At 73.6% G+C, this 22,354-nt stretch carries 22 protein-coding genes and 1 pseudogene; 6 read left to right on the top strand and 17 right to left on the bottom strand.

What is annotated here, in order from left to right:
* The first annotated feature begins 69 nt into the window (after window positions 1–69).
* Window positions 70–705, top strand: a complete 636-nt coding sequence (locus tag AC07F3_RS03525; protein WP_479110006.1) for a zf-HC2 domain-containing protein — start codon at window positions 70–72, stop codon at window positions 703–705.
* On the opposite strand, the gene AC07F3_RS03520 is transcribed toward AC07F3_RS03525, so the two are convergent.
* The 5 genes from AC07F3_RS03520 to AC07F3_RS03500 all read right to left on the bottom strand — a co-directional run bounded on the left by AC07F3_RS03520 (window position 698) and on the right by AC07F3_RS03500 (window position 7,626).
* Complete coding sequence (locus tag AC07F3_RS03520; protein WP_479110004.1) at window positions 698–1,558, bottom strand: Fpg/Nei family DNA glycosylase; 861 nt, start codon at window positions 1,556–1,558, stop codon at window positions 698–700. The genes AC07F3_RS03525 and AC07F3_RS03520 overlap by 8 nt on opposite strands.
* Before the next feature lie 29 nt (window positions 1,559–1,587).
* Window positions 1,588–2,922 (bottom strand): wax ester/triacylglycerol synthase family O-acyltransferase, encoded by a 1,335-nt coding sequence (locus AC07F3_RS03515; RefSeq protein WP_479110002.1) that lies wholly within the window; start codon window positions 2,920–2,922, stop codon window positions 1,588–1,590.
* A 203-nt stretch (window positions 2,923–3,125) separates the two neighbouring features.
* Window positions 3,126–5,117 (bottom strand): SpoIIE family protein phosphatase, encoded by a 1,992-nt coding sequence (locus AC07F3_RS03510; protein ID WP_479110601.1) that lies wholly within the window; start codon window positions 5,115–5,117, stop codon window positions 3,126–3,128.
* Between the two features lie 176 nt (window positions 5,118–5,293).
* Window positions 5,294–6,319, bottom strand: a complete 1,026-nt coding sequence (locus AC07F3_RS03505) for a hypothetical protein (RefSeq protein ID WP_479110000.1) — start codon at window positions 6,317–6,319, stop codon at window positions 5,294–5,296.
* Window positions 6,320–6,471: 152 nt separating this feature from the next.
* Window positions 6,472–7,626: a DUF6777 domain-containing protein gene (locus tag AC07F3_RS03500; RefSeq protein ID WP_479109998.1), complete on the bottom strand. Its 1,155-nt coding sequence runs from the start codon at window positions 7,624–7,626 to the stop codon at window positions 6,472–6,474.
* Window positions 7,627–7,781: 155 nt separating this feature from the next.
* Between AC07F3_RS03500 and AC07F3_RS03495 the strand changes: the two genes are divergently transcribed.
* The gene (locus tag AC07F3_RS03495) at window positions 7,782–8,042 is read left to right on the top strand and encodes a hypothetical protein (RefSeq protein ID WP_479109996.1); all 261 of its coding nucleotides are present in this window, start codon (window positions 7,782–7,784) and stop codon (window positions 8,040–8,042) included.
* Between the two features lie 19 nt (window positions 8,043–8,061).
* On the opposite strand, the gene AC07F3_RS03490 is transcribed toward AC07F3_RS03495, so the two are convergent.
* A complete protein-coding gene (locus AC07F3_RS03490; RefSeq protein ID WP_479109994.1) occupies window positions 8,062–10,089 on the bottom strand; it encodes a prolyl oligopeptidase family serine peptidase in 2,028 nt (675 codons plus the stop codon).
* Window positions 10,090–10,267: 178 nt separating this feature from the next.
* Window positions 10,268–10,441, bottom strand: coding sequence for a hypothetical protein (locus tag AC07F3_RS03485; protein ID WP_479110628.1), 174 nt, complete (start codon window positions 10,439–10,441; stop codon window positions 10,268–10,270).
* 341 nt (window positions 10,442–10,782) lie between these two features.
* Between AC07F3_RS03485 and AC07F3_RS03480 the strand changes: the two genes are divergently transcribed.
* Window positions 10,783–11,376, top strand: coding sequence for an inositol oxygenase family protein (locus tag AC07F3_RS03480; protein WP_479109992.1), 594 nt, complete (start codon window positions 10,783–10,785; stop codon window positions 11,374–11,376).
* A gap of 76 nt (window positions 11,377–11,452) precedes the next feature.
* On the opposite strand, the gene AC07F3_RS03475 is transcribed toward AC07F3_RS03480, so the two are convergent.
* From AC07F3_RS03475 to AC07F3_RS03455, 5 genes and pseudogenes are all read right to left on the bottom strand, one after another.
* Complete coding sequence (locus tag AC07F3_RS03475) at window positions 11,453–12,967, bottom strand: SDR family NAD(P)-dependent oxidoreductase (RefSeq protein WP_479109990.1); 1,515 nt, start codon at window positions 12,965–12,967, stop codon at window positions 11,453–11,455.
* Window positions 12,968–13,101: 134 nt separating this feature from the next.
* A pseudogene (locus AC07F3_RS03470) lies at window positions 13,102–13,392 on the bottom strand (glycoside hydrolase domain-containing protein); the annotation flags it as partial.
* Between the two features lie 176 nt (window positions 13,393–13,568).
* Complete coding sequence (locus tag AC07F3_RS03465) at window positions 13,569–14,117, bottom strand: Clp protease N-terminal domain-containing protein (protein WP_479109988.1); 549 nt, start codon at window positions 14,115–14,117, stop codon at window positions 13,569–13,571.
* Window positions 14,118–14,119: 2 nt separating this feature from the next.
* Entirely contained in the window at window positions 14,120–14,362 is a 243-nt protein-coding gene (locus AC07F3_RS03460) for a hypothetical protein (RefSeq protein ID WP_114039424.1), read from the bottom strand.
* An 80-nt stretch (window positions 14,363–14,442) separates the two neighbouring features.
* Window positions 14,443–15,153: a (2Fe-2S)-binding protein gene (locus AC07F3_RS03455; RefSeq protein ID WP_479109986.1), complete on the bottom strand. Its 711-nt coding sequence runs from the start codon at window positions 15,151–15,153 to the stop codon at window positions 14,443–14,445.
* A gap of 338 nt (window positions 15,154–15,491) precedes the next feature.
* Between AC07F3_RS03455 and AC07F3_RS03450 the strand changes: the two genes are divergently transcribed.
* Window positions 15,492–16,403 carry a DMT family transporter gene (locus AC07F3_RS03450; RefSeq protein ID WP_479109984.1) on the top strand — a complete coding sequence of 304 codons (912 nt, stop codon included), beginning with the start codon at window positions 15,492–15,494 and terminating at the stop codon, window positions 16,401–16,403.
* Here the strand turns inward: AC07F3_RS03450 and AC07F3_RS03445 are convergent.
* Entirely contained in the window at window positions 16,373–17,542 is a 1,170-nt protein-coding gene (locus tag AC07F3_RS03445) for a transglycosylase family protein (protein WP_479109983.1), read from the bottom strand. The genes AC07F3_RS03450 and AC07F3_RS03445 overlap by 31 nt on opposite strands.
* A gap of 230 nt (window positions 17,543–17,772) precedes the next feature.
* On the opposite strand from AC07F3_RS03445, the gene gndA reads away from it, so the two are divergent.
* The gene (gene gndA, locus AC07F3_RS03440) at window positions 17,773–19,215 is read left to right on the top strand and encodes an NADP-dependent phosphogluconate dehydrogenase (protein WP_479109981.1); all 1,443 of its coding nucleotides are present in this window, start codon (window positions 17,773–17,775) and stop codon (window positions 19,213–19,215) included.
* A gap of 396 nt (window positions 19,216–19,611) precedes the next feature.
* Here the strand turns inward: gndA and AC07F3_RS03435 are convergent, their stop codons facing one another.
* From AC07F3_RS03435 to panD, 3 genes are read right to left on the bottom strand one after another with little or no spacing between them, the layout of a single operon-like run.
* Complete coding sequence (locus AC07F3_RS03435) at window positions 19,612–20,280, bottom strand: aspartate/glutamate racemase family protein (RefSeq protein WP_479110599.1); 669 nt, start codon at window positions 20,278–20,280, stop codon at window positions 19,612–19,614.
* Between the two features lie 2 nt (window positions 20,281–20,282).
* Window positions 20,283–20,621 (bottom strand): GNAT family N-acetyltransferase, encoded by a 339-nt coding sequence (locus AC07F3_RS03430; RefSeq protein ID WP_479109979.1) that lies wholly within the window; start codon window positions 20,619–20,621, stop codon window positions 20,283–20,285.
* A gap of 30 nt (window positions 20,622–20,651) precedes the next feature.
* Window positions 20,652–21,080: an aspartate 1-decarboxylase gene (gene panD, locus AC07F3_RS03425; protein ID WP_479109977.1), complete on the bottom strand. Its 429-nt coding sequence runs from the start codon at window positions 21,078–21,080 to the stop codon at window positions 20,652–20,654.
* Between the two features lie 444 nt (window positions 21,081–21,524).
* On the opposite strand from panD, the gene AC07F3_RS03420 reads away from it, so the two are divergent.
* Window positions 21,525–21,692, top strand: a complete 168-nt coding sequence (locus tag AC07F3_RS03420; RefSeq protein ID WP_479109975.1) for a hypothetical protein — start codon at window positions 21,525–21,527, stop codon at window positions 21,690–21,692.
* A 120-nt stretch (window positions 21,693–21,812) separates the two neighbouring features.
* Here AC07F3_RS03420 and AC07F3_RS03415 read toward each other — a convergent pair whose 3' ends face one another.
* Window positions 21,813–22,343: a DoxX family protein gene (locus AC07F3_RS03415; protein ID WP_479109973.1), complete on the bottom strand. Its 531-nt coding sequence runs from the start codon at window positions 22,341–22,343 to the stop codon at window positions 21,813–21,815.
* Window positions 22,344–22,354 lie beyond the last annotated feature (11 nt).

Here is a 22,354-nt window from a genome sequence, read left to right as displayed (position 1 = left end):
GGCCGGAGTTTAGGCGCGCGGTGGCGGTGTGTCTTGAGTGCTCGGGCCGGATTCTGCGTACCTGACGGCATGAGTTCGCCGCAGATCCACGAGGACGCCGGGGCCTATGCCCTCGGCGTGCTCGATGCCGCCGACGCCTTCCGCTACGAGGAGCACCTCACCGGGTGCGCCCCGTGCAGAGGGCTGTTGGCCGGATTCGGGAGCGTCACGGCGCTGCTCGCCGCGTATGCCGCGGGCGGTGCGGTGCCGCCCGGTCCCGTCCCGCCCGAGGTGCCGCACCGGATGCTGGGCGCGGTGGCTCGGCGGCGGCGGCACGGCCGCACGCTGCGGATCGCGCTGGTGGCCGCGTCCGGCGTGCTGGTGGTGGGCGGGATCGGTGTCGTCGTGGAGCCCACGGCGGCGCCGCGATGGCGGGTGGCCTCGCACGCGCCCGGCGTGACGGCGACGCTGGTGACCGCGCCCATGGAGTGGGGCACGGACGTGGAACTCGGCCTGGCGGGCGCGGCGCCCGTCTCGTGCACCCTGGTCGCGGTGGGCCGGGACGGCACGGAGCAGACGGTGGCGTCCTGGGTGGACCGGGGCGGGCGGCCGGTGCGGATGCGGGGCGCGGCGGCGCTGGCGCAGGACGCCATCGCCCGGTTCGAGGTGCGGGCCGCCGACGGAACCCGGCTCGCCACCCTCACCCCCGCCCGGCCCGCTACTTGAGCAGCTTGGACAGGCGCCGGTCGGCGAGGACCTTGCCACCCGTCTGGCAGGTGGCGCAGTACTGGAGGGAGGAGTCGGCGAACGAGACCTCGCGGACGGTGTCGCCGCAGACCGGGCAGGGCTGCCCGGTGCGCCCGTGCACCCGGAGCCCGCTCTTCTTCTCGGCCTTCAGCCGGCCCGCCGCGAGGCCGCGCGAACGCTCGACCGCTTCGGTGAGGGTGCCGCGCATCGCCTCGTACAGGGCGGTGATCTCGTCGTCGGTGAGGTGGGCGACGGGCTTGAACGGGGACATGCGCGCCACGTGCAGGATCTCGTCGCTGTAGGCGTTCCCGATGCCCGCGATGAGGGACTGTTCACGCAGCGCGCCCTTGAGTTGGCGCCGCTCGCCCGCGAGCAGGGCGGCCAGGTCGTCGCGGCCGAAGCCCGGGGCGAGCGGGTCGGGGCCGAGCCGGGCGATGCCGGGGACTTCGGACGGGTCGTGGACGAGGTGGGCGGCGAGGCTCTTGCGGGTGCCCGCCTCGGTGAGGTCGAAGCCCGCGCCGCCCGCCAGCGCCACGCGCAGCGCGAGCGGGCCCTTGCCGGGTTTCGGCGGCGTCTCGGGCAGCGTGTCGTACCAGCGCAGCCAGCCCGCGCGGGCGAGGTGGACGCACAGGTGCAGCCCGTCGGCGTCGATGTCGAGGAACTTGCCGTGCCGGGCGACACCGGTGACGGTGCGCCCGGCCAGGGCGGTCCAGGGCGGGTCGTACGTCTTCAGGACGCTGATCGCGACGGGCAGGGCACCCGCGATCTCCTGTCCGACCAGGTGGTCGGAGAGGAAGTCCCGCAGGGCCTCGACTTCGGGCAGTTCCGGCATACGTACCAGGGTGCCCCGCCCGGGCGGGCTCAGCGAGCCGCGCTCGCCTTCAGGAGTTCCGCCAGGTCCTGCCCGAAGCACGCGGCGAGCCGGTCCAGGTCGGGGACGGCCTTGCCGTCGGCCACCAGACCGATGTGCACGCGCCCGCCGTAGGGGGACAGGGCGATCGCCAGGGACTGGCCCCGGGCGAGCGGCGCCATCGGGTAGATCGCGCGCAGCGGGCAGCCGCCGAGCGAGAGCTGGGAGCGGGGCAGCGGCACGCTGGTGACGAGCAGATCGAAGAGGAGGCGGGCCGCGTTCCCGGCCAGCGGTGCCCCGAACCGGTGGGCCAGCGGCGGCAGTTGATCGGCGAGCAGGGCGACGGCTCCGGCGCCGCGCCCCGGCCCCGCCGCCTTGTTGCGGTCCATGGCGGTACGCACCAGGGCGAGCCGGGTCAGCGGGTCGGGCTCGGCGACCGGGAGGCCGAGCAGATAGGCCGAGAGCTTGTTGCCGGAGCCGGGCGGGGCGCCCGGGCGGCGCCGCGAGACGGGGACCAGGGCGCGCGGCTGGAGGCCGGGCAGGGCCGAGTCCCGCTCCAGGAGCCAGCGGCGCAGGCCGCCCGCGACGACGGCGAGGAGCACGTCGTTGGCGGTGCCCCCCTCGGCCCTGCGCACCCGCTGGACGTCGTCGAGGTCGAGGACGGCGGTGGCCAGGCGGCGCGTACCGCTGGAGTCGGCGGCCAGGGCGGATCCGGCGCCGAGTTCCAGTCGGCTGGCACGCATCACGGAGGCACCGATGCCGACGGCCCGGGTGAGCTCGTGGACCCGGTCGCGGGCGAATCCGGCGACCTGGCGCGGTCCCGGCAGCCAGGAGCGGGGCGGGACGGGGCGGCGGCGCCTCGTGCTCGGCCCGGCGAGCTGGTCGAGGATGCCCGCGCCGATGGCGACCGCGCGCATTCCGTCGGCGAGCGCGTGGTGCAGCTTCACCAGGACGGCGAACGCCCGGTCGTCCTCGCTCGTCAGGACGTACATCCGCCAGGGCGGCAGGCCCCGCTCCAGGGGCCGTTCCATCAACTCCCCCGCCGCCCGGGCGGCTTCGGCGTGGAAGTCCCCGTCGGGCAGGCGCACCCGGCGGACGTGGCGGCGGACGTCGAAGTCCTTGTCGGCGACCCAGGCCGCGCCGCCGACGGGCAGCCACACACCGCGTACGCACATCCGCAGCCGGGGGATGGCCGCGGCGCGCCGCGCGAGGAGTTCGAGGATCTGGCCGCCGTCGGTGCCGGGGAGCGGTTCGAAGTGTGCGAGCGCACCCAGGTGCATGGGGTGCTCCGCCGATTCGAGGTGCCAGAACGCCAGATCAAGAGGTGCCAGCAGCTCACTGCTCAAGGGGGTCCTCGTGTCAGTCGGAGGCCGGCCGGGCGGCGACGGCGCCGCCCGGCAGAGTGAGCAGTCAAACCCGCACGGACGGTTACGGTCAAGTAATGAGCTGTTACGTATAGTTACCGTCAAGTATTGATCAGATCTCGATCAAGCGTCGTTTTCCGGCCCGTCATCGGCCGACGGACCACCACCTGGGGCGGCGGTCGCGGTCAGCGCGCCCCGCGTTCGGGGACGACGAACTCGCACCACACGCACTTTCCGCCGCCGCGCGACTCCACGCCCCACACGTCCGCGAGCCGGTCCACCAGCATCAGACCGCGCCCCGACACCCCGGAGGAGCCGGCCTCCCGGCGGCGCGGCAGGGCGCTGGAGCGGTCCTCCACCTCGATGCGCAGCCGGCGTTCGGGCCCCGAGAGCACCCGGATGGTGACGATCGCCCCGCCGTCGGTGTGCATCAGCGCGTTGGTGATCAGCTCGTCGGCCGCGAGCTCGATCTCGTCCGACCGCTCGCGCGCGCCCCAGGCCCGGACCGCCGCACGGATCATGTGCCGCGAGGAGCTGAGCGCCTCCGGGTCGTTCTGCGCGACGTGCTGGCGCAGCCGCCCGCCGCCCTGCGGCACCTCCATGGCGCGCCGGCGCAGGAGCAGCAGCGCCACGTCGTCGTCGCCGCCCCGCTCGTCGACCACGTCGCAGAGCCGGTCGGCCAGCGCTTCGAGGTCCTCGGGCCCCGATCGAACCAGGGACGCGAGGAGCTCCATGCCGTCGTCCAGGTCGGCGCCGGGCTGTTCCACCAGGCCGTCGGTGTAGAGCAACAGGGTCTGGAGGGGATCCAGTTCGACCGTCGACACCGGGTATTCGAGCCGCCCGAACTCGGCGGAGAGGCCGAGCGGCAGGCCTCCCTCGACGGGCAGTCTGCGGCAGCTGCCGTCGGGGAGCCGCACCAGCGGGTCGACGTGCCCGGCGCGCACGACCTGCACGACGCCGGTGCTCAGGTCGGCCTCCGCGTACGTGCAGGTGGCGAACCGGTCGGTGTCGAGCTCGTGCAGGAACACCGAGGCCCGCGCCATCACGGTGGCCGGTGTGTGGCCCTCGGCGGCGTACGCGCGCAGCACGATGCGCAGTTGCCCCATCACCGCGGCGGCGTGCGTGTCGTGCCCCTGTACGTCGCCGATGGCCACCCCGACGCGGCCACCGGGCAGCGGGATCACGTCGTACCAGTCGCCGCCGATGTCCCGGCCGAACCGTGCCGAGCGGTAGCGGACGGCGAGCTGGGCGCCGGGCACCTCGGGGATGCGGCGCGGCAGCATCGCCTGCTGGAGCCCCTCGGCGAGGTCGTGCTCCTGCTCGTACAGCATGGCGCGCTGGAGCGACTGGGCGATCGAACTGCCCAGCGCCACAAGGAGGTTGCGCTCGTCGCTGGTGAAGCCCCACTTGTCGCTGTAGAGCAGGCCGATCGCGCCGATGGGGCGGGCCTGGGCGATCAGCGGCAGATAGGCGGCGGAGGTGATGCCGAGGCCGCTGATGTTCGGCCACAGGACCGGATAGGACTCGGCGAAGTCCTCCGGGGACTCGATGAAGCGGGGTGCGAGCGTCCGGACGACCTCGCTCATCGGGTACTGCTCGTCGACCCGGGTCCACCGGGTGCCGGGCACGAAGCTGCCCTCGGGGCCCTCGGCGATCAGATGGATGCGGCCCGCTTCCAGCAGGCCCATCACCAGGCTGGTGGCGCCGAGGTACTCGGGCCCCCGCGAGTCCTTCATGACGTCGATGACGTCCTTGACCGTCCTGGCGTGCGCGAGGGCGGCGGTGGTCGCCTCCACGACGCTGGTCGTGCGGCGGCGCTCGTCGTCGAGGCCGACCCGGGCGGTGGACTCGGCGAGCTCCTGGGTGGCGTCCCGGACGATGCCGATGATGCGCAGCGGACGGCCGGTCTCGTCGCGGCGTACAAAGCCCTGGGTGTGCGTCCAGCGCAGCAGGCCGTCACGGCGGCGGATGCGGAAGTAGACGCCGTAGTTGACGCTGCCGTTCTTCAGCGCCTGCGAGACGAGCGCGTCGAGCCTGAGGGCCTCGGCGGGCGGCACCCGGGCGGCCAGCGACTCCGGCCGGTTGTCGTACTCCTCGGGCCGCAGGTCGAACACGTCGAGCGCGGGCTCGTCCATGTGCATCAGACCGGTGCCCAGGTCCCAGTCGAAACTGCCCATCCGCAGGCCTCGGCCGTACGAGTGGAGGAAGCGGCACTCCGCACCGCCGGCCGGCTCGCCGCAATGGCACAGCTCGGCCGCCCCTCCGCCCCCTGCACCCGCGTCCATGGGGCCACGCTAGGCGCAGCCCGCAGCACGCGCATCAGGGAGGCGGCGGACGTCCGGCCCGGAGCGGCTCAGTGGCCCGGGGAGGCCTTGCGCAGCGCGGTGATGCAGGTGCCGATGGCCGCCTGGAGCTCTTCGAGGCGCTGGACCATGTCGTCCTCGTAGATGTCGTCGGCGTCGTCGAGCGTGAGCTCCTCGAAGACCTTCGTCGCCTTCTGCAGGCTGCTGTAGAACTTCGTGCGGCGTTCCTGCACGCGCAGCTCGGGGTCGGCCTCGACGGCCTGGACGACCAGGCCCTTGACGGTGTCGTACGCCTCGGACGCCCACTCGCCGGCCTCTTCGGCGTCGTCGAGCTCGTCGAGCAGCGAGAGGTGTCGCTCGGCCTCCGCGCGCAGCTCGGCGGGGGCGTCGACGGTCTGGCCCGCGGGCGTGCGGATCTGGCCGTTCTCGACGATCTGGCGGACGTAGCCGATGCGGTCGGCCGCCCGGGTCTCGGTGGCCACCGCCTTCTTCAGCCCGTCGGTGCGGGCGATGTCGCGGGCCAGCTCGGTCTGGAGCGCAGGGTCGTCCTTGAGCCGGTCCAGGAGGGCGGAACGGGCCGCCTGGGCGGTGCCGGGGTCGGCGAGGATGGCGGCACGCAGCGCGGTGGGGTTCTCGGCGACCTCCAGGGCCTTGGTCGGCCGGATGCCCTCGGCCTCGGCGGCGGCCGTGATGGCGGTGCCGCGTTCGGAGGTCGCGCTGGAGCGGGAGGCGTAGTAGGTGAGCCACACGTCGGCGTCGGGCAGGTCGACGTCCTCGCCCGGGACGAGCGCCTCGAAGAGCGGGACCAGACCGTCGTCGGAGGCCTTGTCCCACGCCTTGTAGTAACGCATGACGCGCTCGGCCGAGCAGCCCGCGAGCTCGGCGAACTCCTTCGCGGAGACCTTCGGCGTCTCACCCGCCGCCTGTCCGCCGGGGCGTACGCTGCGCGCCACCTTCAGGGCGAACGCCCAGCCGCCGGTCCGGGCGTAGGCCCCGAACTCGCGGGCGTCGCGCGCCACGCTGTCGTGCACGTCGGCGGCGGGGGTGGGGTTCGGCAGGTCGATCGCGACGGTCACGGAGAGCTCTCCTGGCTGCGGGAGGAACGGATGGGGGCACGGAACGAAGAACGCAGCCTATATGCACCTCTTGGTCCGTCTTTCCGTCCCTCCCCCGTGTCGGACCCCGCGGTCAGCGGCGCACCCTGCCGATGACCGCGGGGTGCCGCGTCTCAGACGTTCTCCGACTCCGGCGACGGGCCGAACACATCGGACTCCGAACCGCTCGGCAGGCTCGTCGGCGGCGACGCGGGCGTGCTGGGCACGCTCGTGTCGGGCGGCGTCGACGGCGAGGGAGTCGATGGCCCCGGAACCGGCACGGACGGCGTCGCCGTCACCGTCGTGGTGGCCGTCGGGCAGCCGCTCGGGGCGGGCGAGCCCGTCGGCGGGGCCGATGGCGCGGACTCCGGCGGCGTCGCGGTCGGCGTCTCGGTGACCGTCACGGTCGGCGTGGGGGTGGGGCACGCAGAGCTCGGCGGGGGCGAGCTGATGGGCGGCGAGGTGCTCGGGCTCGCCGGAGGGGTGGTGGGCGGCTCGGTGACCAGCGGCTTGTCCGGGTCGATGTGGATGTCGGGGCGCTCCCGGTCGTGCCGGCCGTCGTCCCCGCTCTTCCGCTCGATCCAGGTGTTGTTGGTGATGTTGACGATGATGAAGTTGTTGACGACCACCGTGGTGGGCCGTACCTCGACGACGCGGTCGCCCCGGAAGCCCGGCCAGGGCTTGCCCTTGTCGTTCCAGCCGCCCTGGTGGGTGTTGGGCGGCTTCAGCGGGTTCCCGCAGGCGCACCGCACCCGCGGCGCCCCGTGATCGTCGATCAGGACCGCGGTGCCCGCCTGGAGCACCGACTGGAAACTGGTCGCCGCGCCGTTTCTGAAACCGTGGTTGGTGACCCGGGTGTCCGCGCGCAGCACGACGGGCGTGAGCCCGCGCAGGAAGCCGGCCACGGAGCCCGGGTCGATTCCGGCCGCGTCGGCGAAGGCCCGGTTCTTGGCCCGGTCGCCGCCGAGGAAGCGGATCTGCTTCTCCACGTCGCAGCTGGCCACCGACTGCGTACCGCCGTACAGGCCCGGTGTGGAGCCCGACACGGTACGCGCCGACCGGAAGCCCGGCGTGGGGGTGTCGCTGCCGGGGGGCGTGGCCGGGGTGGGCGTCGCCGTGGACCGGGCCGTGGACCCGGTGAACGGGTCCGGTCCCGCGGCCGCGATCGGCTGGAGGTTGAGGTCCTGCTGGCTGTCGGCACCGTTGGCGCCGCCGCCGCATCCGGCGGCGAAGGCGCCGACGGACAGCACGGCGGCGGCAGCGGCGATTCTGCGCAGGGTCGAGGGCACGTGGATCTCCCACCTGTACGCCCCGAGTTGCCCCTCATTGTGTGCCGCAGGCCCACGCCGCACGCAAACGGACGGGGTCCGCCCGAGTCACACCGGCTCCCGCCGACCTCCTCGGACGCCTTGCCGCCCGATGGGCCGCCCGTCATGCTGTGGGCATGCCTGGCCAGCGGAGACGAAGACGAGAGCGGGAGCGGCAGCTGGAGCGCGCCACCCGGGCGTACTCCCCGGAGGCGGGCCACTGGGAGCCGGTGTTCTCCACCCATGACGCCGCGGAGCTGCGCGCCCATGTCCAACGGCTACGCCTGGAGGGCGAGGTGACCGATCCCGCCATGATGCGCGTGGACATCGCGTGCGGGCGCCTGCGCACCCCCACCGGCTACCAGCTCAGCCTGTTCGTTCCCGACGACACTGACTGATCGTCAATCCGCCCGCACGTCAGACCAGTTCGGGCCGCTGCCACTCCTGGCCGAGGACGTGGTGGTCGAGGAAGTTGAGCAGGGTCGCGTACCACAGGCGGGCGTTGTTCGGGGCGAGGATCCAGTGGCTCTCGTCGGGGAAGTACAGGAACTTCGTGGGCACTTCGCAGCGCTGGAGTTCCTGGAACAGCGCGATGCCCTGGCCGACGGGCACCCGGTAGTCCTTCGCGCCGTGGACCACCAGGAGGGGCGTGCGGATGCGGTCGACGGCGAGGGACGGCGAGTTCTCGTCGTAGCGTTCCGGCCGGGTCAGCGGATCGCCGAAGATGCGCCGGAAGTAGGCCGAGGCGTCCGTGTCCGACTGGAAGGACCGCAGGTCCCAGATCGAGGCGTGCGAGACGATCGCCTTGAACCGGTCCGTCAGCGTGGCGATGCGGTTGGCCATGTAGCCGCCGTACGAGGCGCCCGCGAGGCCGGTGCGGGTGGCGTCGATGTCGGGGCGGGCCTCGGCGGCGTCGGTCATGGCCATCAGGTCCCGGTAGGGCCGGCCGCCCCACTGGCCCCAGCCGCGCTCGTGCATCCGCGGGCCGTAGCCGGCCGAGAGCGCCGGGTCGGGCAGCAGGACCGCGTAGCCGCGCGCCGCGAAGGGCCACGGGTTCCAGCGCCAGGTCCAGGCGTTCCAGGAGGTCTCGGGGCCGCCGTGCGGGAAGACCAGCAGCGGCGCGGGCCGCTCGGCACAGGCGCCTTCGGGCAGGACGAGCCAGGAGCGCAGCGGAAAGCCGTCGTCGCCCGTCGCGTGCACTTCGGTCAGTGTGCCCGGCAGTCGGCCCACGCCGCCGGGCGCCACCAGCGCGACGGGCTCCTGGTCGGCCCGGGAGGCGTCGAGGCGGACGGGGGCCGCCGGGCGGTCGACGCCGCTGCGCAGCGCGTACAGGGTGCGCCCGTCCGGCGCGACGCGGAGCGAGGTGTACGTGCCGGAGGCGGTGAGCCGGGTGACGGTGCCGTCGGGGTCGAGCCGGAAGACGGGTGAGTGGCCGAGTTCGTCGGCGGCGAAGAAGACGGTCGCGTCGCCGGGGTGGGGCGAGACCACCGCGCCGATGGGCCAGTTCCCGAAGCCGGGCACGAGTTCGCGCTCGGCCCCGCTCGCCAGGTCGATGCGCACGAGGGTGTAGGCGTAGGGCGTCTCGTACGTCTCGATCCACTGGCGGGTGCAGATCAGGCCGGTGCCGTCGGAGGTGAACCGCGGGGTGGAGTACTGGTGTCCGTCCCGGTCGACCACGCGCAGCCGGTCGCCGGTCGCGGCGTCCGCGATCACGACGACGGTGCGGTTGCGGTCCGGCACCGGGCCGTGGACGAAGCGGGTGTGGGCGACGCGGGTGCCGTCCGGCGAGAGCGCGGTCTCGTCCTCGCTGACGTATCCCTGGCCGCCCGCGTCGACGGGTGAGCCGTGCTCGTCGTGGCAGCGGCGGACGAAGGTGTGCGGCTCGTCCGGGCCGAGGTCGCGGTCCCAGAAGCGGGTGAGCCCGGACTCGTACAGGATCGCGCCGACCTTGGCGTCGGCCCGGTCCTTGCGCAGCTTGCCGTGGGCCTCGGCGTCGGCCGCGCCGGGCAGCAGTCCCGCCGTGTAGGCGAGGGTGGCGGTGTCGCGGGCGAGCGTGAACCCGGCTATGCCGCCGGGGTGGCGGGCCACGAGCGCGGCCTCGCCGTGCTCGGGCAGCGCCCACACGGCGGCGCCCTCATCGGCGTCCGTGGCCGTGCCGGGGTCGCCGTCCTCGCGCCGGGAGAGGAAGTACAGCGTTCCGTCCGACGCGAACGCGGGCGCGGACTCCCCCGAACGGGAACGGGTCAGCCGGCGCGGCTCGCGCACCCCGGCGGGATCGATGTCCCACAGGGCGCTGACGTATCCGTGCCCCTCGGCGTTGAGGCTCTGCACGGCGGCCACCAGCCGCTTCCCGTCGGGTGAGAGCGCGAGGCCGTTGACGCGCGGGATCGCGAGGAAGGCGGACAGGTCGTGGAAGGCGGTCGTGCCACCGGGTGTCTCGGACATCCGGTCATCCTGCCCCGCCCGGCCCCGCGACGACAGGGCGCCGGGAAGCCGTACGAGAGCCTGACGCACCGTCACATCCCGGGCGGCACCCGTGTCCGGGCTCGGCCGCGCGAACCGGCGGTGGCACACGGTCCGTGCCCCCGGCGGGCGGGGGCACGGACCGGTGGTGCGGCGCGCGTCAGTCGACGCCGGGCAGGATGTGCGGCTCCGCGAGGTCCTCTTCGTACCCCGCGAGGCGGATCGGGGCCGAGCGGGCCCAGACCTCGATGTTGCGGAGCTTCTCGGGCCGCCCGGTCCGCTCGCCGCCGCGTTCGGGCGTCCGACGTTCGCGCTCTGTCATCTCTGGTGTCACCGCGCACTCCTCTGTGTCGCGTAACCCTGGGCGTCCCGGCACGCGTCGGTCTCCGACCCGGTCGTCCGCCCACAGGGCAGGGTTGGGGCAGTTCTGACGCGGTGGCGCCGGCACTCTGTCCGCATCACGGCCACAGGTTGTGGGAGGGATCCGGAACGGGCCTCGAGGGTTGGTGGACCCGCTGTGGCTACCGTTCGCACCAGAGTAACCAAATGAGCGCGGTCGCGCTCGATAGGGCCACTTCCTTTGCGTCAACTTTCCTTCGCCGGGCGTTCAGCCCGGTGTTCATCCCGCCATGATCTGCTGACCCTGTCGGCTGCCGCTCGCGGGGAGGAGACCACATGGAGCTGTCGAGCAGACCCGTTCCGGACCGTCCCGTGCGCTCGGTGGAGGAGCTGATGGAGCTGCTGCACGCCTGCCGGGGCGCCTGGGACACCCCGGACCGCAGCGGTGATCCGGTCGATCTGCACGACCACGCCCTCCAGACCGCCCACCTGCTGCGACGGTCCCATCCGGCCGACAAGGAACTCCAGTTGGCGGGGCTCGTCCACGATCTGGGGCACCTGCTCCATCCCGGTGACGACGCCGGGCACGCGGACACCGCGGCCCGGGCGGTGCGGCCGCTGCTCGGCGCCCGGGTGGCCCGCCTCGTGGAGCTGCACGTCCCCGCGAAGCGCTATCTGGCGGCGGTCGAGCCGGACCGTACGCTCTCGCCGCAGAGCGCGCTGACCCTGCGGGCGCAGGGCGGGGTGATGGGGCCCGAGGAGGCGGCGGCCTTCGCACGGGATCCGTGGGCCGAGGACGCGGTGATCCTGCGCCAGGCCGACGACGCGGGCAAGACCGTGGGGCTCGACGCGGGCGTCATGGAGGACTGGCGGCCGGTCCTGGAGCTGGTCGCGCGGTACGCCAAGCAGCCGTCGGGCGGCCCTTGTTGAGGGGGCGGTACGCCTGTTGACGGCGGAGGGCGGCACGCACGCGTGCCGCCCTCCCGGCCGTCGGCGACCCGAGGGTCTACCAGTTGGCGGGCGCGTAGTCCTTGAGGAAGACGCTGTGCAGATCCTCGCCCAGCTCGCCGCGGACGATCGGGTCGTAGACGCGGGCGGCGCCGTCGACGAGGTCGAGCGGGGCGTGGAAGCCCTCCTCGGCGAGCCGCAGCTTGTCGTGGTGCGGCCGCTCGTCGGTGATCCAGCCGGTGTCGACCGAGGTCATGAGGATCTTGTCGGTCTGGAACATCTCCTGGCCGCTGGTGCGGGTGACCATGTTCATGGCGGCCTTGGCGGCGTTGGTGTTGGGGTGTCCCGCGCCCTTGTAGCCGCGGCTGAAGACGCCCTCCATCGCGGAGACGTTCACCACGTACGCGCGGCCGTTCGGCGCCTTGCGGGCGGCCTCGGCCATCACCGGGCGCAGCCTGCTGATCAGGATGAACGGCGCGGTGTAGTTGCACAGCTGGGTTTCGAGGAGCTCGACCGGCGAGATCTGGTCGATGGACTGCACCCAGGTGTTGGTGTCGACGACGTCCGGGAGCAGGCCGCCCGCGTCGAGCGCGGTGCCGTCCTGGTACTTGGCGACGCTGGCGTTGCCCGCGACCAGGGCGAGGTCGGCGACCCGCTGAGCGTCGAGGCCCGAGGTGCCGACGGGGAGCGCGGCCAGGCCGTCGACCGCGCCGGAGTTGAAGGCTCCGATGACGTGGTGGGCGGGCAGCTCACCGGCGGGCAGCGGCGCGCTCTCGCCGTCGACCAGGGCCGCGTAGGCGGAGGGCAGCCGGCGCACGGTCTGCGTGGCGTTGTTGATCAGGATGTCCAGCGGGCCCTGCTCGGCCGTCTGCTCGGCCAGGGCGACCACCTGCGCGGGGTCGCGGAGGTCGATGCCGACGACTTCGAGGCGGTGCATCCAGTCCGCGGAGTCCTCCATCGCCTTGAAGCGGCGGATCGCGTCCTTGGGGAAGCGGGTGGTCACGGTGGTGTGCGCGCCGTCGCGCAGCAGTCGCAGCGCGATGTACATGCCGATCTTGGCGCGGCCGCCGGTGAGCAGGGCGCGCTTGCCGGTGAGGTCGGTGCGGGCGTCGCGGCGGGCCCGGTTCTTGGCCGCGCACTCCTGGCACAGCTGGTGGTAGAACGCGTCCACCTCGACGTACCGGGTCTTGCAGATGTAGCAGGACCGGGGGCGCCGGAGTATGCCCGCGATCTCGCCGGTGACCGACGAGCTGGGCAGCAGGCCCTCGGTCTCGTCATCGATGCGCTCGGCGGAGCCGGTGGCGGTCGCCTCGGTGACGGCCCGGTCGTGGGCGGTCTTGGCGGCGCGGCGCTCCTGGCGGCGGCGCTGCTTCACGGTCCGGTAGACACCGGCGGTGGCCCGGCGCACCGCGATGGCGTCGGGGTGGTCGACGTCGATCTGGTCGAGTTCCGCCAGCACGCTCAGGCAGAGCGCGAGCCGCTCGGGGTCGATGCCGGGGCCGAAGTCCTGGTCGGCCCGCTCGTCGACACCCAGGCCCTGCTCCCGGTCCTGGAAGTCCTCTGTCACCGTCATCGCCGTCGCGTTCCTCGATCAGTCGTGAAAATCAAGTATCCAAAAGCGCCATGGTACGGAGCGATACCGGTCCCCACCAAACCGCCCGCCCCGGGGAAGCGGGGGCGGGCGGTGGACGGGGGGCCAGGGGCGGGTCAGCGCACCACGGGCGGCGCGGCCGACGGCGCGGTGCCCCAGGGGGAAGGGGCGGACCCGACGGTGAACGCCAGGTTCCGGCCCGCCCGGAGATCGGCCCCGGTGAGGTAGGTGCGGTCCTGGGCGCGACCGTCCAGCCGCGCGCCCTGGATGTAGCGGGTGCTGCCGGACGTGCCCGGGGCCGTCACCGTGAATCGCCCGCGCGGGTAGGAGTGGCGGTCGAGCGAGGGGTCGACGCGGTCGAAGACGGGCGTGGACAGGCCCCAGGTGTCCGTGCCGGGCTGGATTGGGAGGGTGGAGCGCCTCCTTGGACAGCGTGGACAGCGTTGTCAGGCCGCGATCTTTCATTGGCCTCGTGCGTGTACACGTCAAGGGTCGGGCAGGGGGTCGAGGTCGGCGGCGGGCCCACGGGTCGGGGCCCGGCCGGAGTTCCGGCCGGGCCCCGACTCCCTTGCCGCTCCTGCCCCTACGCCTCCTCCGGTGCGACGCGGGACAGCACCTCCGCGCGCAGCCCGGCCGGGTCGGCGCCCAGCGCCGCGAGGACTTCAAGACCCCGGCCTCCGTCACCTGCCGACAGCAGGCCGAGCAGCATGTGCTCCGTGCCGAAGCGTTCGTGCCCGAGGGCCTTGGCCTCGCGGAGCGTGGCCTCCAGGACCTGCTTCGCGCGCGGCGTGTACGCGGGCCGCGGGTACTGGAAGGCTCCCGGCCCGAACGCGCTGTCGGCCTGCCGCTTGATCTCCTCCACGTCGATGCCGATCGAGGCCAGCGCGTCCTTCGCGGGCTGGCCGCCACTGCTCGGCACCCCGGCCGCTTCCAGGATCCGTACGGTCTCCGCGCGGACCCGGTCCACCGCGACGCCGCGCGCGGTCAGCGCGTCGTGGGCCGTGCTGTCCTCGGTTCCCGCGAGCCCCAGCAGGATGTGCTCGGTGCCGATGAAGTCGTGGCCCAGGGCGAGCGCTTCGTCCTGTGACGCCACGATCGCCTGCTTGGCACGCTCGGTGAAAAACTCGAACACCTTCAGTCCTCCTTGCCCGTGGCTTTGCGCCTGCTCGCATGCTTCTCGTGCACCGACTGCCTGCTGACCTGCAGCGAGGTCGCGATGCTCTGCCAGGACCAGCCCTGCTCGCGGGCGTTGTCGACGTGGACGCGCTCCAGTTCCTCCAGGAGGCGGCGCAGTGCGACGACGGCCGCCAGTCCGACGGCGGGGTCCTTGTTGGTGACCTGTCCGGCCAGCGAGGCCGGTGTGTCCTCAGCTCCCATGCATGTCAGGTTGCCCTGACAGCTGGGGCGCTGTCAAGGAATCCTGACAAGGGTGGAGGGAGAAGTAGTCGCCGCGCGGTTCAGAGCGCTGACGGCCGCGGCGGGTGCTCGAAGACGCAGTCACCGCAGAGCCCGCCGCCGGGGCAGCGGTAGTAGAGGCAGCAGCTGCGCCTGCGGAACGCCGGGCCGGGCAGCAGGGTGCCGGTGCCCGCGAGGCCGGGGTGCGCGAACAGGTCGGCGCCCAGGGCCAGGGCCCGCTCCGCCGCCTCGGGGCGGCCCGACTTCCTTGCCCAGCCGTGGAGTTCACGCACCGCGCCGGCCAGGGCCGAGGCGGCGTTGCCGCGCAGCAGTCCGGCCGACACGGGGGTGTCGCGCCGGATCGCCTCGGCGAGCGGGACGAGGTGGGCGTCCAGGACGGCGGCCAGGAGGTGGTCGGCGGTGGCTTGCCGGGGCGTGCCGCCGGGTGCGAGGAGCAGGTCGTCGGGCGAGGTGCGGCCGCCATCCCAGTGCAGCCGCTCCGGAGCGAGATCCGCCACCGCGCCGTGCAGCACGGCCGGGCCGAGCGCGATCGACCAGAGCCGGGCGGCGAGCCCCAGATGCGCGATGGACGCGGCGGCCCGGCGCTCGGGGGCGCGCAGGCGCGCGGTGACCGTGTCGATGCGGGCGGTCAGGGGCTCCGTCCTTCCCGCGTACAGCGAGGCCAGCGGGACGTACGAGGCACCGCCGCGCCCGACGCGGAGCGCGAAGAAGCCCCCGACCGATGAGACCTCCGCCAGTTCCTCCGGACTCAACCCGCACTCCCCTGCCCTTGTGTCTTCGTAGGTCACATCCCGTCGCACGGCCCCACCCCTGGGCGGGCCCGAGTGTCAGTGCGTGCCACTCTGACACGGACTGGTCGGTAGCCGGTTCCGGCCCGGCGGCCAGGGGCGCACGACCCTCACCGGCCGACCGCGCCCCGGCTACGGAAGGTGATACTCCGATTCCCTTGACGCCCTTTTTGAGCTGCGGTTTTACTGAAAGTCCGATATCTGGGACGACTTTGGTCGTACGTCCCTACTCCTCCTGGAGTACGTGGCAATCGGTGCTCAGGGACGACGACACGGGGTCCGCAACGAGACATCGTGGAGCCATGAGCGCCCTTGTCCTGGCCGTGCTGCTGTCGTTGGTCTCCGCCGTCGCGTACGCGGCGGCGGCGATCGTTCAGGAGCGCGTCGCCGCGTCCACGCCGAGCAGTGCGTACGCCCCCGTGCGCCGTCCGGCGTGGTGGGGCTCGGTGAGCCTCAACGGCCTCGGCGCGGCGCTGCACGTGGCGGCCCTGGCCTGCGGTCCGCTCACGCTGGTGCAGCCGATGGGCGCGCTCACCATCGTGTTCGCGCTGCCGATGGCGGCGGTGTTCGTCCGCCGCCGGGCCGGGGCGGCCGCCTGGCGCGGAGCCGTCATGGCGACCGCGGGCCTGGCGGGCCTGCTCGTGCTGACCGACGGGGCGGACGCGGACGCCCTCGCCATGGGTTCGCGGCTCGTGCTCGCCGCGGCCGGATTCGGCGCGGTGACCGCGCTGTTCGTGGCGTCCCGTGCGCTGCACCGGGCGGCCACCCGCAGCGTCCTGCTCGCCGCGGCGGCGGGCGGTGCCTTCGGCCTGGCGTCGGTGTTCACCAAGTCCGTGGCCGAGGACTGGCAGTCGGGCCTCGCGCTCGGCGAGGTGCCGATCCTCTGCGCGACAGCCGGGTTCGCCGTGTCCGGGCTGCTGCTCTCGCAGGCCTCCTACCGCGGAGCGGGCCTCGCGGCGCCGCTGGCGACGGTCACCGTCGTCAATCCGGTGGTCGCCGCGGCCATCGGGCTGACCCTGTTCGGCGAGTCCTTCCGGTACGGGTCCGCGGGCACCGCGATCGCGCTCGGCTGCGGCGTCGTGGCGGCGGGCGGCCTGATCCTGCTCACCACGGAACGGCTGGGCGCGACACGCCAAGACCAGCCGGTCCTGACCGCCGCCCGGCGCCAGGGGGACAGCCCGGATCAGACCGCGACGCCGCCCGCTCTCAGGTAGGCCAGGGGATCCACGTCGGATCCGTAGGCCGGTCCGGTCCGTATCTCGAAGTGCAGATGCGGCCCCGTCGCGTTGCCGGTGGCGCCCGAACGGCCGATCCGCTGGCCGGTGTTGACCTTCTGGCCCGCCTTCACGTTGAGCGCCGAGAGATGGGCGTACTGGCTGTACCTGCCGTCGGGGTGCCGGATCACCACCTGGTATCCGTACGCTCCGCCCCAGCCCGCCTCCACGACGGTGCCCGTGGTGACCGCCTTCACCGCGGTGCCGGTGGGCACGGGGAAGTCGACGCCGGTGTGGTAGCCGCTCGCCCAGGACGAGCCGGCCCGGTGGTACGGGGTGCTGGGGTGGGCATCGACCGGGGCGGTGAACCCGGCGGACCTCGTGACGACCTTCGCCGCGGGCGGCTTGGCGGCCGGGGGCTTCGGCGCGCTCTTCGGCGGCGCCGTGGGTCTCGCCGGAGCGGCGCCGGGCAGTGTCAGCCGCTGCCCGGGCCGGATGAGATCCGGGTTCGCGCCGACGACCGTGCGGTTGTCGGCGTACAGCTTCGGCCAGCCGCCCTGGACGCGCTCGTGCTCGGCGATCGTGGACAGCGAGTCGCCGTGCACGACGGTGTACGACTGCCGGGGGCCCGGCACCTTGGTGGGGCTCGGCGGCTCGGCCTTCTTCGTGGCGGGGGCCGGGGACTTCGGCGCCGCGTGCGCGGCCTGCGGCTTGATCTCGGTCCGGCGCTCGGACGTGGTGGTCAGCTGCGGCGCGGTGCCGCCCCGGGTGAGTCCCGCCTCGCCCGAGCAGACCGGCCAGGCGCCGGGGCCCTGCCCCTTGAGCACCTTCTCGGCGATCGCGATCTGCTGGTCGCGGGTGGCCAGGTCCGCGCGCGCCGCGTAGTGGCGGCCGCCGTACGCCTCCCAGGTGGACTGGCTGAACTGGAGGCCGCCGTAATAGCCGTTGCCGGTGTTGATGTGCCAGTTGTTGGTCGACTCGCAGGCCGCGACCTTGTTCCACACGTCGACGGACGCGGCGTCCGCGGTGCTCGCGCCGATCAGCGGGAGGGCGATGCCCGCCCCGCCGGCCGTGACCGTCAGGGACGCCCGGTTGATCCGGCTCGGCTGATACCGGCGGTGCCGGCCGCGTAAGGCCATGAGTCCCCCTCGAAGGCTCCAAGAGCCGCCAAAGTAGGGGCTGCGAACTGCTCATGACAAGGGGTCGGACAAGCGGAGGACGAGCCTCAGCGGGGCCGGGACCTTCGTCGGCCGTGTCGGGCACCAGGACCGTGCCGGATGACGTGCGGCGTTCCGTAGGGTGGGCGTCAACCGCGCGCCGCAAGGGCCGCTCGTGGCGCCGCGAACCCCGAGGATCCAGGAGCACACGCATGAGTGGAACAGCCCAGATCGGCGTCACCGGACTCGCGGTCATGGGCCGCAACCTCGCCCGCAACTTCGCGCGCAACGGTTTCACGGTCGCCGTCCACAACCGGACGGCCGCCAGGACCCGCGCCCTGGTCGAGGAGTTCGGCACCGAGGGCAGCTTCGTCGCGGCCGAGTCGCCCGAGGATTTCGTGGCCGCCCTGGAGCGCCCGCGCCGCCTCGTCATCATGGTGAAGGCGGGTGAGCCGACGGACGCGGTGATCAAGGAGTTCGCCCCGCTCCTGGAGCAGGGCGACGTCATCATCGACGGTGGCAACGCCCACTTCGAGGACACCCGCAGGCGCGAGCGCGAGCTGCGCGAGCGCGGCATCCACTTCGTGGGCGTCGGCATCTCGGGCGGCGAGGAGGGCGCCTTGCACGGACCGAGCATCATGCCGGGCGGCTCGGCCGAGTCGTACGCGTCGCTCGGCCCCCTCCTGGAGCGGATCGCCGCCAAGGCACCGGACGGCGCCCCGTGCGTCACCCACGTCGGCCCGGACGCCGCAGGCCACTTCGTGAAGATGGTGCACAACGGCATCGAGTACGCCGACATGCAGCTCATCGCGGAGGCGTACCACCTGCTGCGTGCGGTCGCGGGCTACTCCCCTGCCAAGATCGCCGAGACGTTCCGGGGCTGGAACACCGGCCGTCTCGACTCCTATCTGATCGAGATCACCGCCGAGGTGCTCGCGCATGTCGACGAGTCGACCGGCAAGCCGTTCGTCGACGTGGTCCAGGACCAGGCCGAGCAGAAGGGCACCGGGCGCTGGACGGTGCAGATCGCGCTCGACCTCGGGGTCCCCGTGTCGGGCATCGCCGAGGCCGTGTTCGCCCGTTCCCTGTCCGGCCACGCCGAACTGCGCGAGGCCGCCCGCTCCCTGACCGGTCCGGCCGCCACACCGCTGGGCGAGGACGAGGCCGCGGCCTTCGCCGCGCAGGTCGAGCAGGCGCTGTACGCGTCGAAGATCGTGTCGTACACGCAGGGCTTCCACCAGATCCAGGCGGGCAGCGAGGCCTACGACTGGGACGTCGACCCGGGCGCGGTGGCCGCGATCTGGCGGGCGGGCTGCATCATCCGGGCCGCGTTCCTCGACCGGATCCGCGGCGCCTTCGACGCACAGCCCGACCTGCCGAGCCTGCTCTCGGACAAGCGGTTCGGCGACGAGATCGGGGCGGCGCAGGACGACTGGCGCGCGGTCGTCGTGGCGGCGACCCGCCAGGGCGTGCCGGTCCCCGGGTTCTCGGCGGCGCTCGCGTACTACGACGCGCTGCGCGCCGAACGCCTCCCGGCGGCGCTCACCCAGGGCCAGCGTGACTTCTTCGGCGCGCACACCTACCGGCGCACGGACCGGGAGGGCTCGTTCCACACGCTGTGGGGCGGCGACCGCTCCGAGGTGAGCGCGGGCTGACCCGCGGGGCGCGGTCGGCCGGTTGGCTCGGGGCGCCCCTGGTGGGTCCGGCGGGCCGCCCGCGGTCAGCCCGCCGGCTTGGGCTCCGGCGGGCCCGGTACGGGGTCCGGGCCGGGCGGCTGCGGCACGGGATCCGGGAGGTCCGGGTCGGGGCCCGGCTGCGGCGGCCTCGGATCGGGCCCCGGGCTCGGCGGCTCGGGGTCGGGACCGGGGCCAGGTCCGGGCCCCGGCGGGGTGGGATCGGGACCCGGGCCAGGTCCGGGCAGCGGCCCCGGTTCGGGGTCGGGCAGCGGTGTGGGCCAGGGCGGGCTGGGGTCGGGATGCGGGACGGTCATGGCGAGCCTCCTCGGGGTCTGCGTCCAGCTTCACTCGCGCGCCTTCCCGGCGCCCGCTGGTTCAACCCGTCCGGGTCGCGCCGCCCCGCCCGGATCGGCCCGCGCCGCCGTCCACCACGGCCGCCGCCGCCCGCAGTCCGGCGCGGGGGCTGGAGAGCACCGGGACGCCGATCGACGTCCGCGCGGCGGCGGGGGCCATCGAGGCCTGCGCCAGCACGACGACGTCCACGTCCGTCAGCGCGTCCACCGTCGCGGCGACGGCCGCCAGGTACGCCTCCGTGTCGCCCGATTCGAAGTGCGGCCAGGCGCCCTCGGCCACGACCGTGCGCACGGCCAGGGGCCGCCCGGCCTCTTCGCGGATCAGCTCGACCGTGGGTCCAAGGGTGGACTCGACCGCCGCGACCACGGCGATCCGGGGGCCGTGGGCCACCGCTTCCGCGGCCATCGGCCGGTCCACCCTGAGTACCGGCACGCCGAGCGCGGCCGAGGCCGCTTCGGCGACGCCGCCGATCGTGGAGCAGGTGCACAGGACGGCGTCCGCACCCCGGGCCACCGCTTCCGCGAGGACCGCCGTGACGGCTCCGGCCACGGCCTGGGGCCCCGACTCCCGCGCCCGGCCGAGGAGTTGCTCGTCAACCAGGTGGCGCAGTTCGAGGCCCGGGGCCTCCTGGTCCCGCAGGGCGTCGAAGACCGGAACGTGGACCGGCGAGGTGTGCAGCAGCGCGAGCAGGGTCACCAGAGCTCCGGGTCCGCGGCGACCCGGGCGCGGGCGGCCTCGACCAGTGCGGCCGGGGCGGCGGGCGCCTCGTCCGGGTGGCGTTCGGCCCACTGCGCGGCGTACGGGCAGAGCGGGACGACCGGCACTCCCTCGCGCGCCGCCATGGCGTAGAACTCCCGTACCAGAGCGCCCGCGATGCCCCGGCGCTCGTGGGCGCGCTCCACGACGGTGTGCACCGCCGCCAGTGCGGCCTGCTGACCGTCGAGCGTGAAGTAGACGATGCGACCGCCCGGTTCACCGCCCTCGAACGCCGTGAGCAGCCCCTGGGAACGGTCGTCGCGGATCTCTGCCATGGTGCGGGGCCCTCTTCGGTGGTGGCCGGTTCAGCTCTGGACGGGAATCCTGGCGTGCGGGCTGCGCCGCTGGTCGCTGCCGGGGACGGGCGCCGAGGCGTCGCTGCCGAGCTCGACGATCCGGTTGGCCGCGTCCACGTGCACCACGCTCGGCTTCAGGGCGCGCGCCTCGGCGTCGTCGACCTGGGCGTAGCTGATGAGGATCACCAGGTCGCCGGGGTGCACGAGGTGGGCGGCGGCGCCGTTGATGCCGATGACCCCGGACCCCCGCTCGCCCTCGATGACGTACGTCTCCAGGCGGTTGCCGTTGTCGATGTCGACGATGTGGACCAGCTCGCCGGGGAGCAGGTCGGCCGCCTCCATCAGCTCGGCGTCCACGGTGACCGAACCCACGTAGTGGAGGTCGGCCTGGGTCACGGTCGCTCGGTGGATCTTGGACTTGAACATGGTGCGCTGCATCGAGGTACTCCTGGATCTAGGCTCCCTGCCTGCATTCACGCAGGTCAAGTGCGGTTTCCATAGTTTACGGCGCAGGCGCGCGTCCGGCCAGGGACCCGAGACCTCCCGGGACCCCCGTCGACCACGCGCCGACTCCTACGACTCGGTGTCGGACCGGATCGCGAGGACCGGTCCGGCCCTCTTCGCTCCCCACCGTGACGCCGGTGCCAGCGTACGCAACGTGCGTCGCGGCATCGCCGTGATCACCGTCACTGCGGTGCCTTCTCCGCCAACTCGCGGTCAGGGAAACACCGGACACGACGGCCGGACCCCCGAGGGTGGTGCACATGCGCGATCACGAGCGGGGCCCACGGCACGGTCCCCGCGTCGGGAGCCGGTGGCTTCGACGTGGCCCGCAGTGTCGTGGCCGAATCCCGTCGCGACCGCGCGTTGTACAAAAGAGGTATGGGAAGACAGGCAGTCGTCGCGCTGTATGTGTTCGCGCTGGTGGCCGTCGTGGTCGGCGTGGACGTCCTCTTCTTCAGGCACCATCCGTGGGAGCGGCTGATGGTGAACGTCGGGATCGTCCCGGTGTTCGCGGCGTTCTTTCTGAGGTTCCTGAAACGTTCGTGACCGCCGATGCCGCAAACGGCTCGTCCGACGGCGGGCGAGCGGGCCGGGCCTGCTCCGAAGACGCGGGGCATCGGCCCGTCGGGGCCGAGCGCGGGCCGCGGGACGCCGGTGCGGGGCGCCTCAGTCGAACGTCTCGACCTCCGACTCGGCCTGGTCCTTGGCCCGGCGTCCGACCACGGCGGCCGCCGCCACGGCGCTGCCTAGGAAGGCGAGGGCCACGGTCCAGGGCTGGTCGAGTACGTGGTCCGTGGCGTGGTCGAGGGAGTAGCGCCCGGCGCCGGCGAGGCCGATCGCCGCCGCGGTGAAGCCGAGGAAGGCCGGGTACTCGAAGCCGCCGCCCTGGGCGAAGAAGCCGGCCGGCGCGTGGACGGAGACCGCGCCGGCCATGGCCCCGGCCGCGGCCGCTCCGGCGGCCGGGGTGGCCAGGCCGATGGTGAGCAGGGCGCCGCCGCCCATCTCGCCGAGCCCGGCGGCGATCGCACTCTGCTTGCCGGGCTTGAAGCCCATGTGTTCCATGGCGACGGCGGTGCCTTCTAGCCCGCCGCCGCCGAAACAGCCGAAGAGCTTCTGGGCGCCGTGCGCCATCAGTACCGCTCCGGTGCCGGCGCGCAGCACGAGCAGGCCGAGGTCGCGTCGGCTGAGGCAGGTCATGGCTACTCCCG

The sequence above is a fragment of the Streptomyces sp. NPDC045846 genome (genome assembly GCF_056431605.1).
The sequence above is the reverse complement of the archived record's forward strand: the minus strand, read 5'-3'. Positions and strand labels throughout refer to the sequence as shown.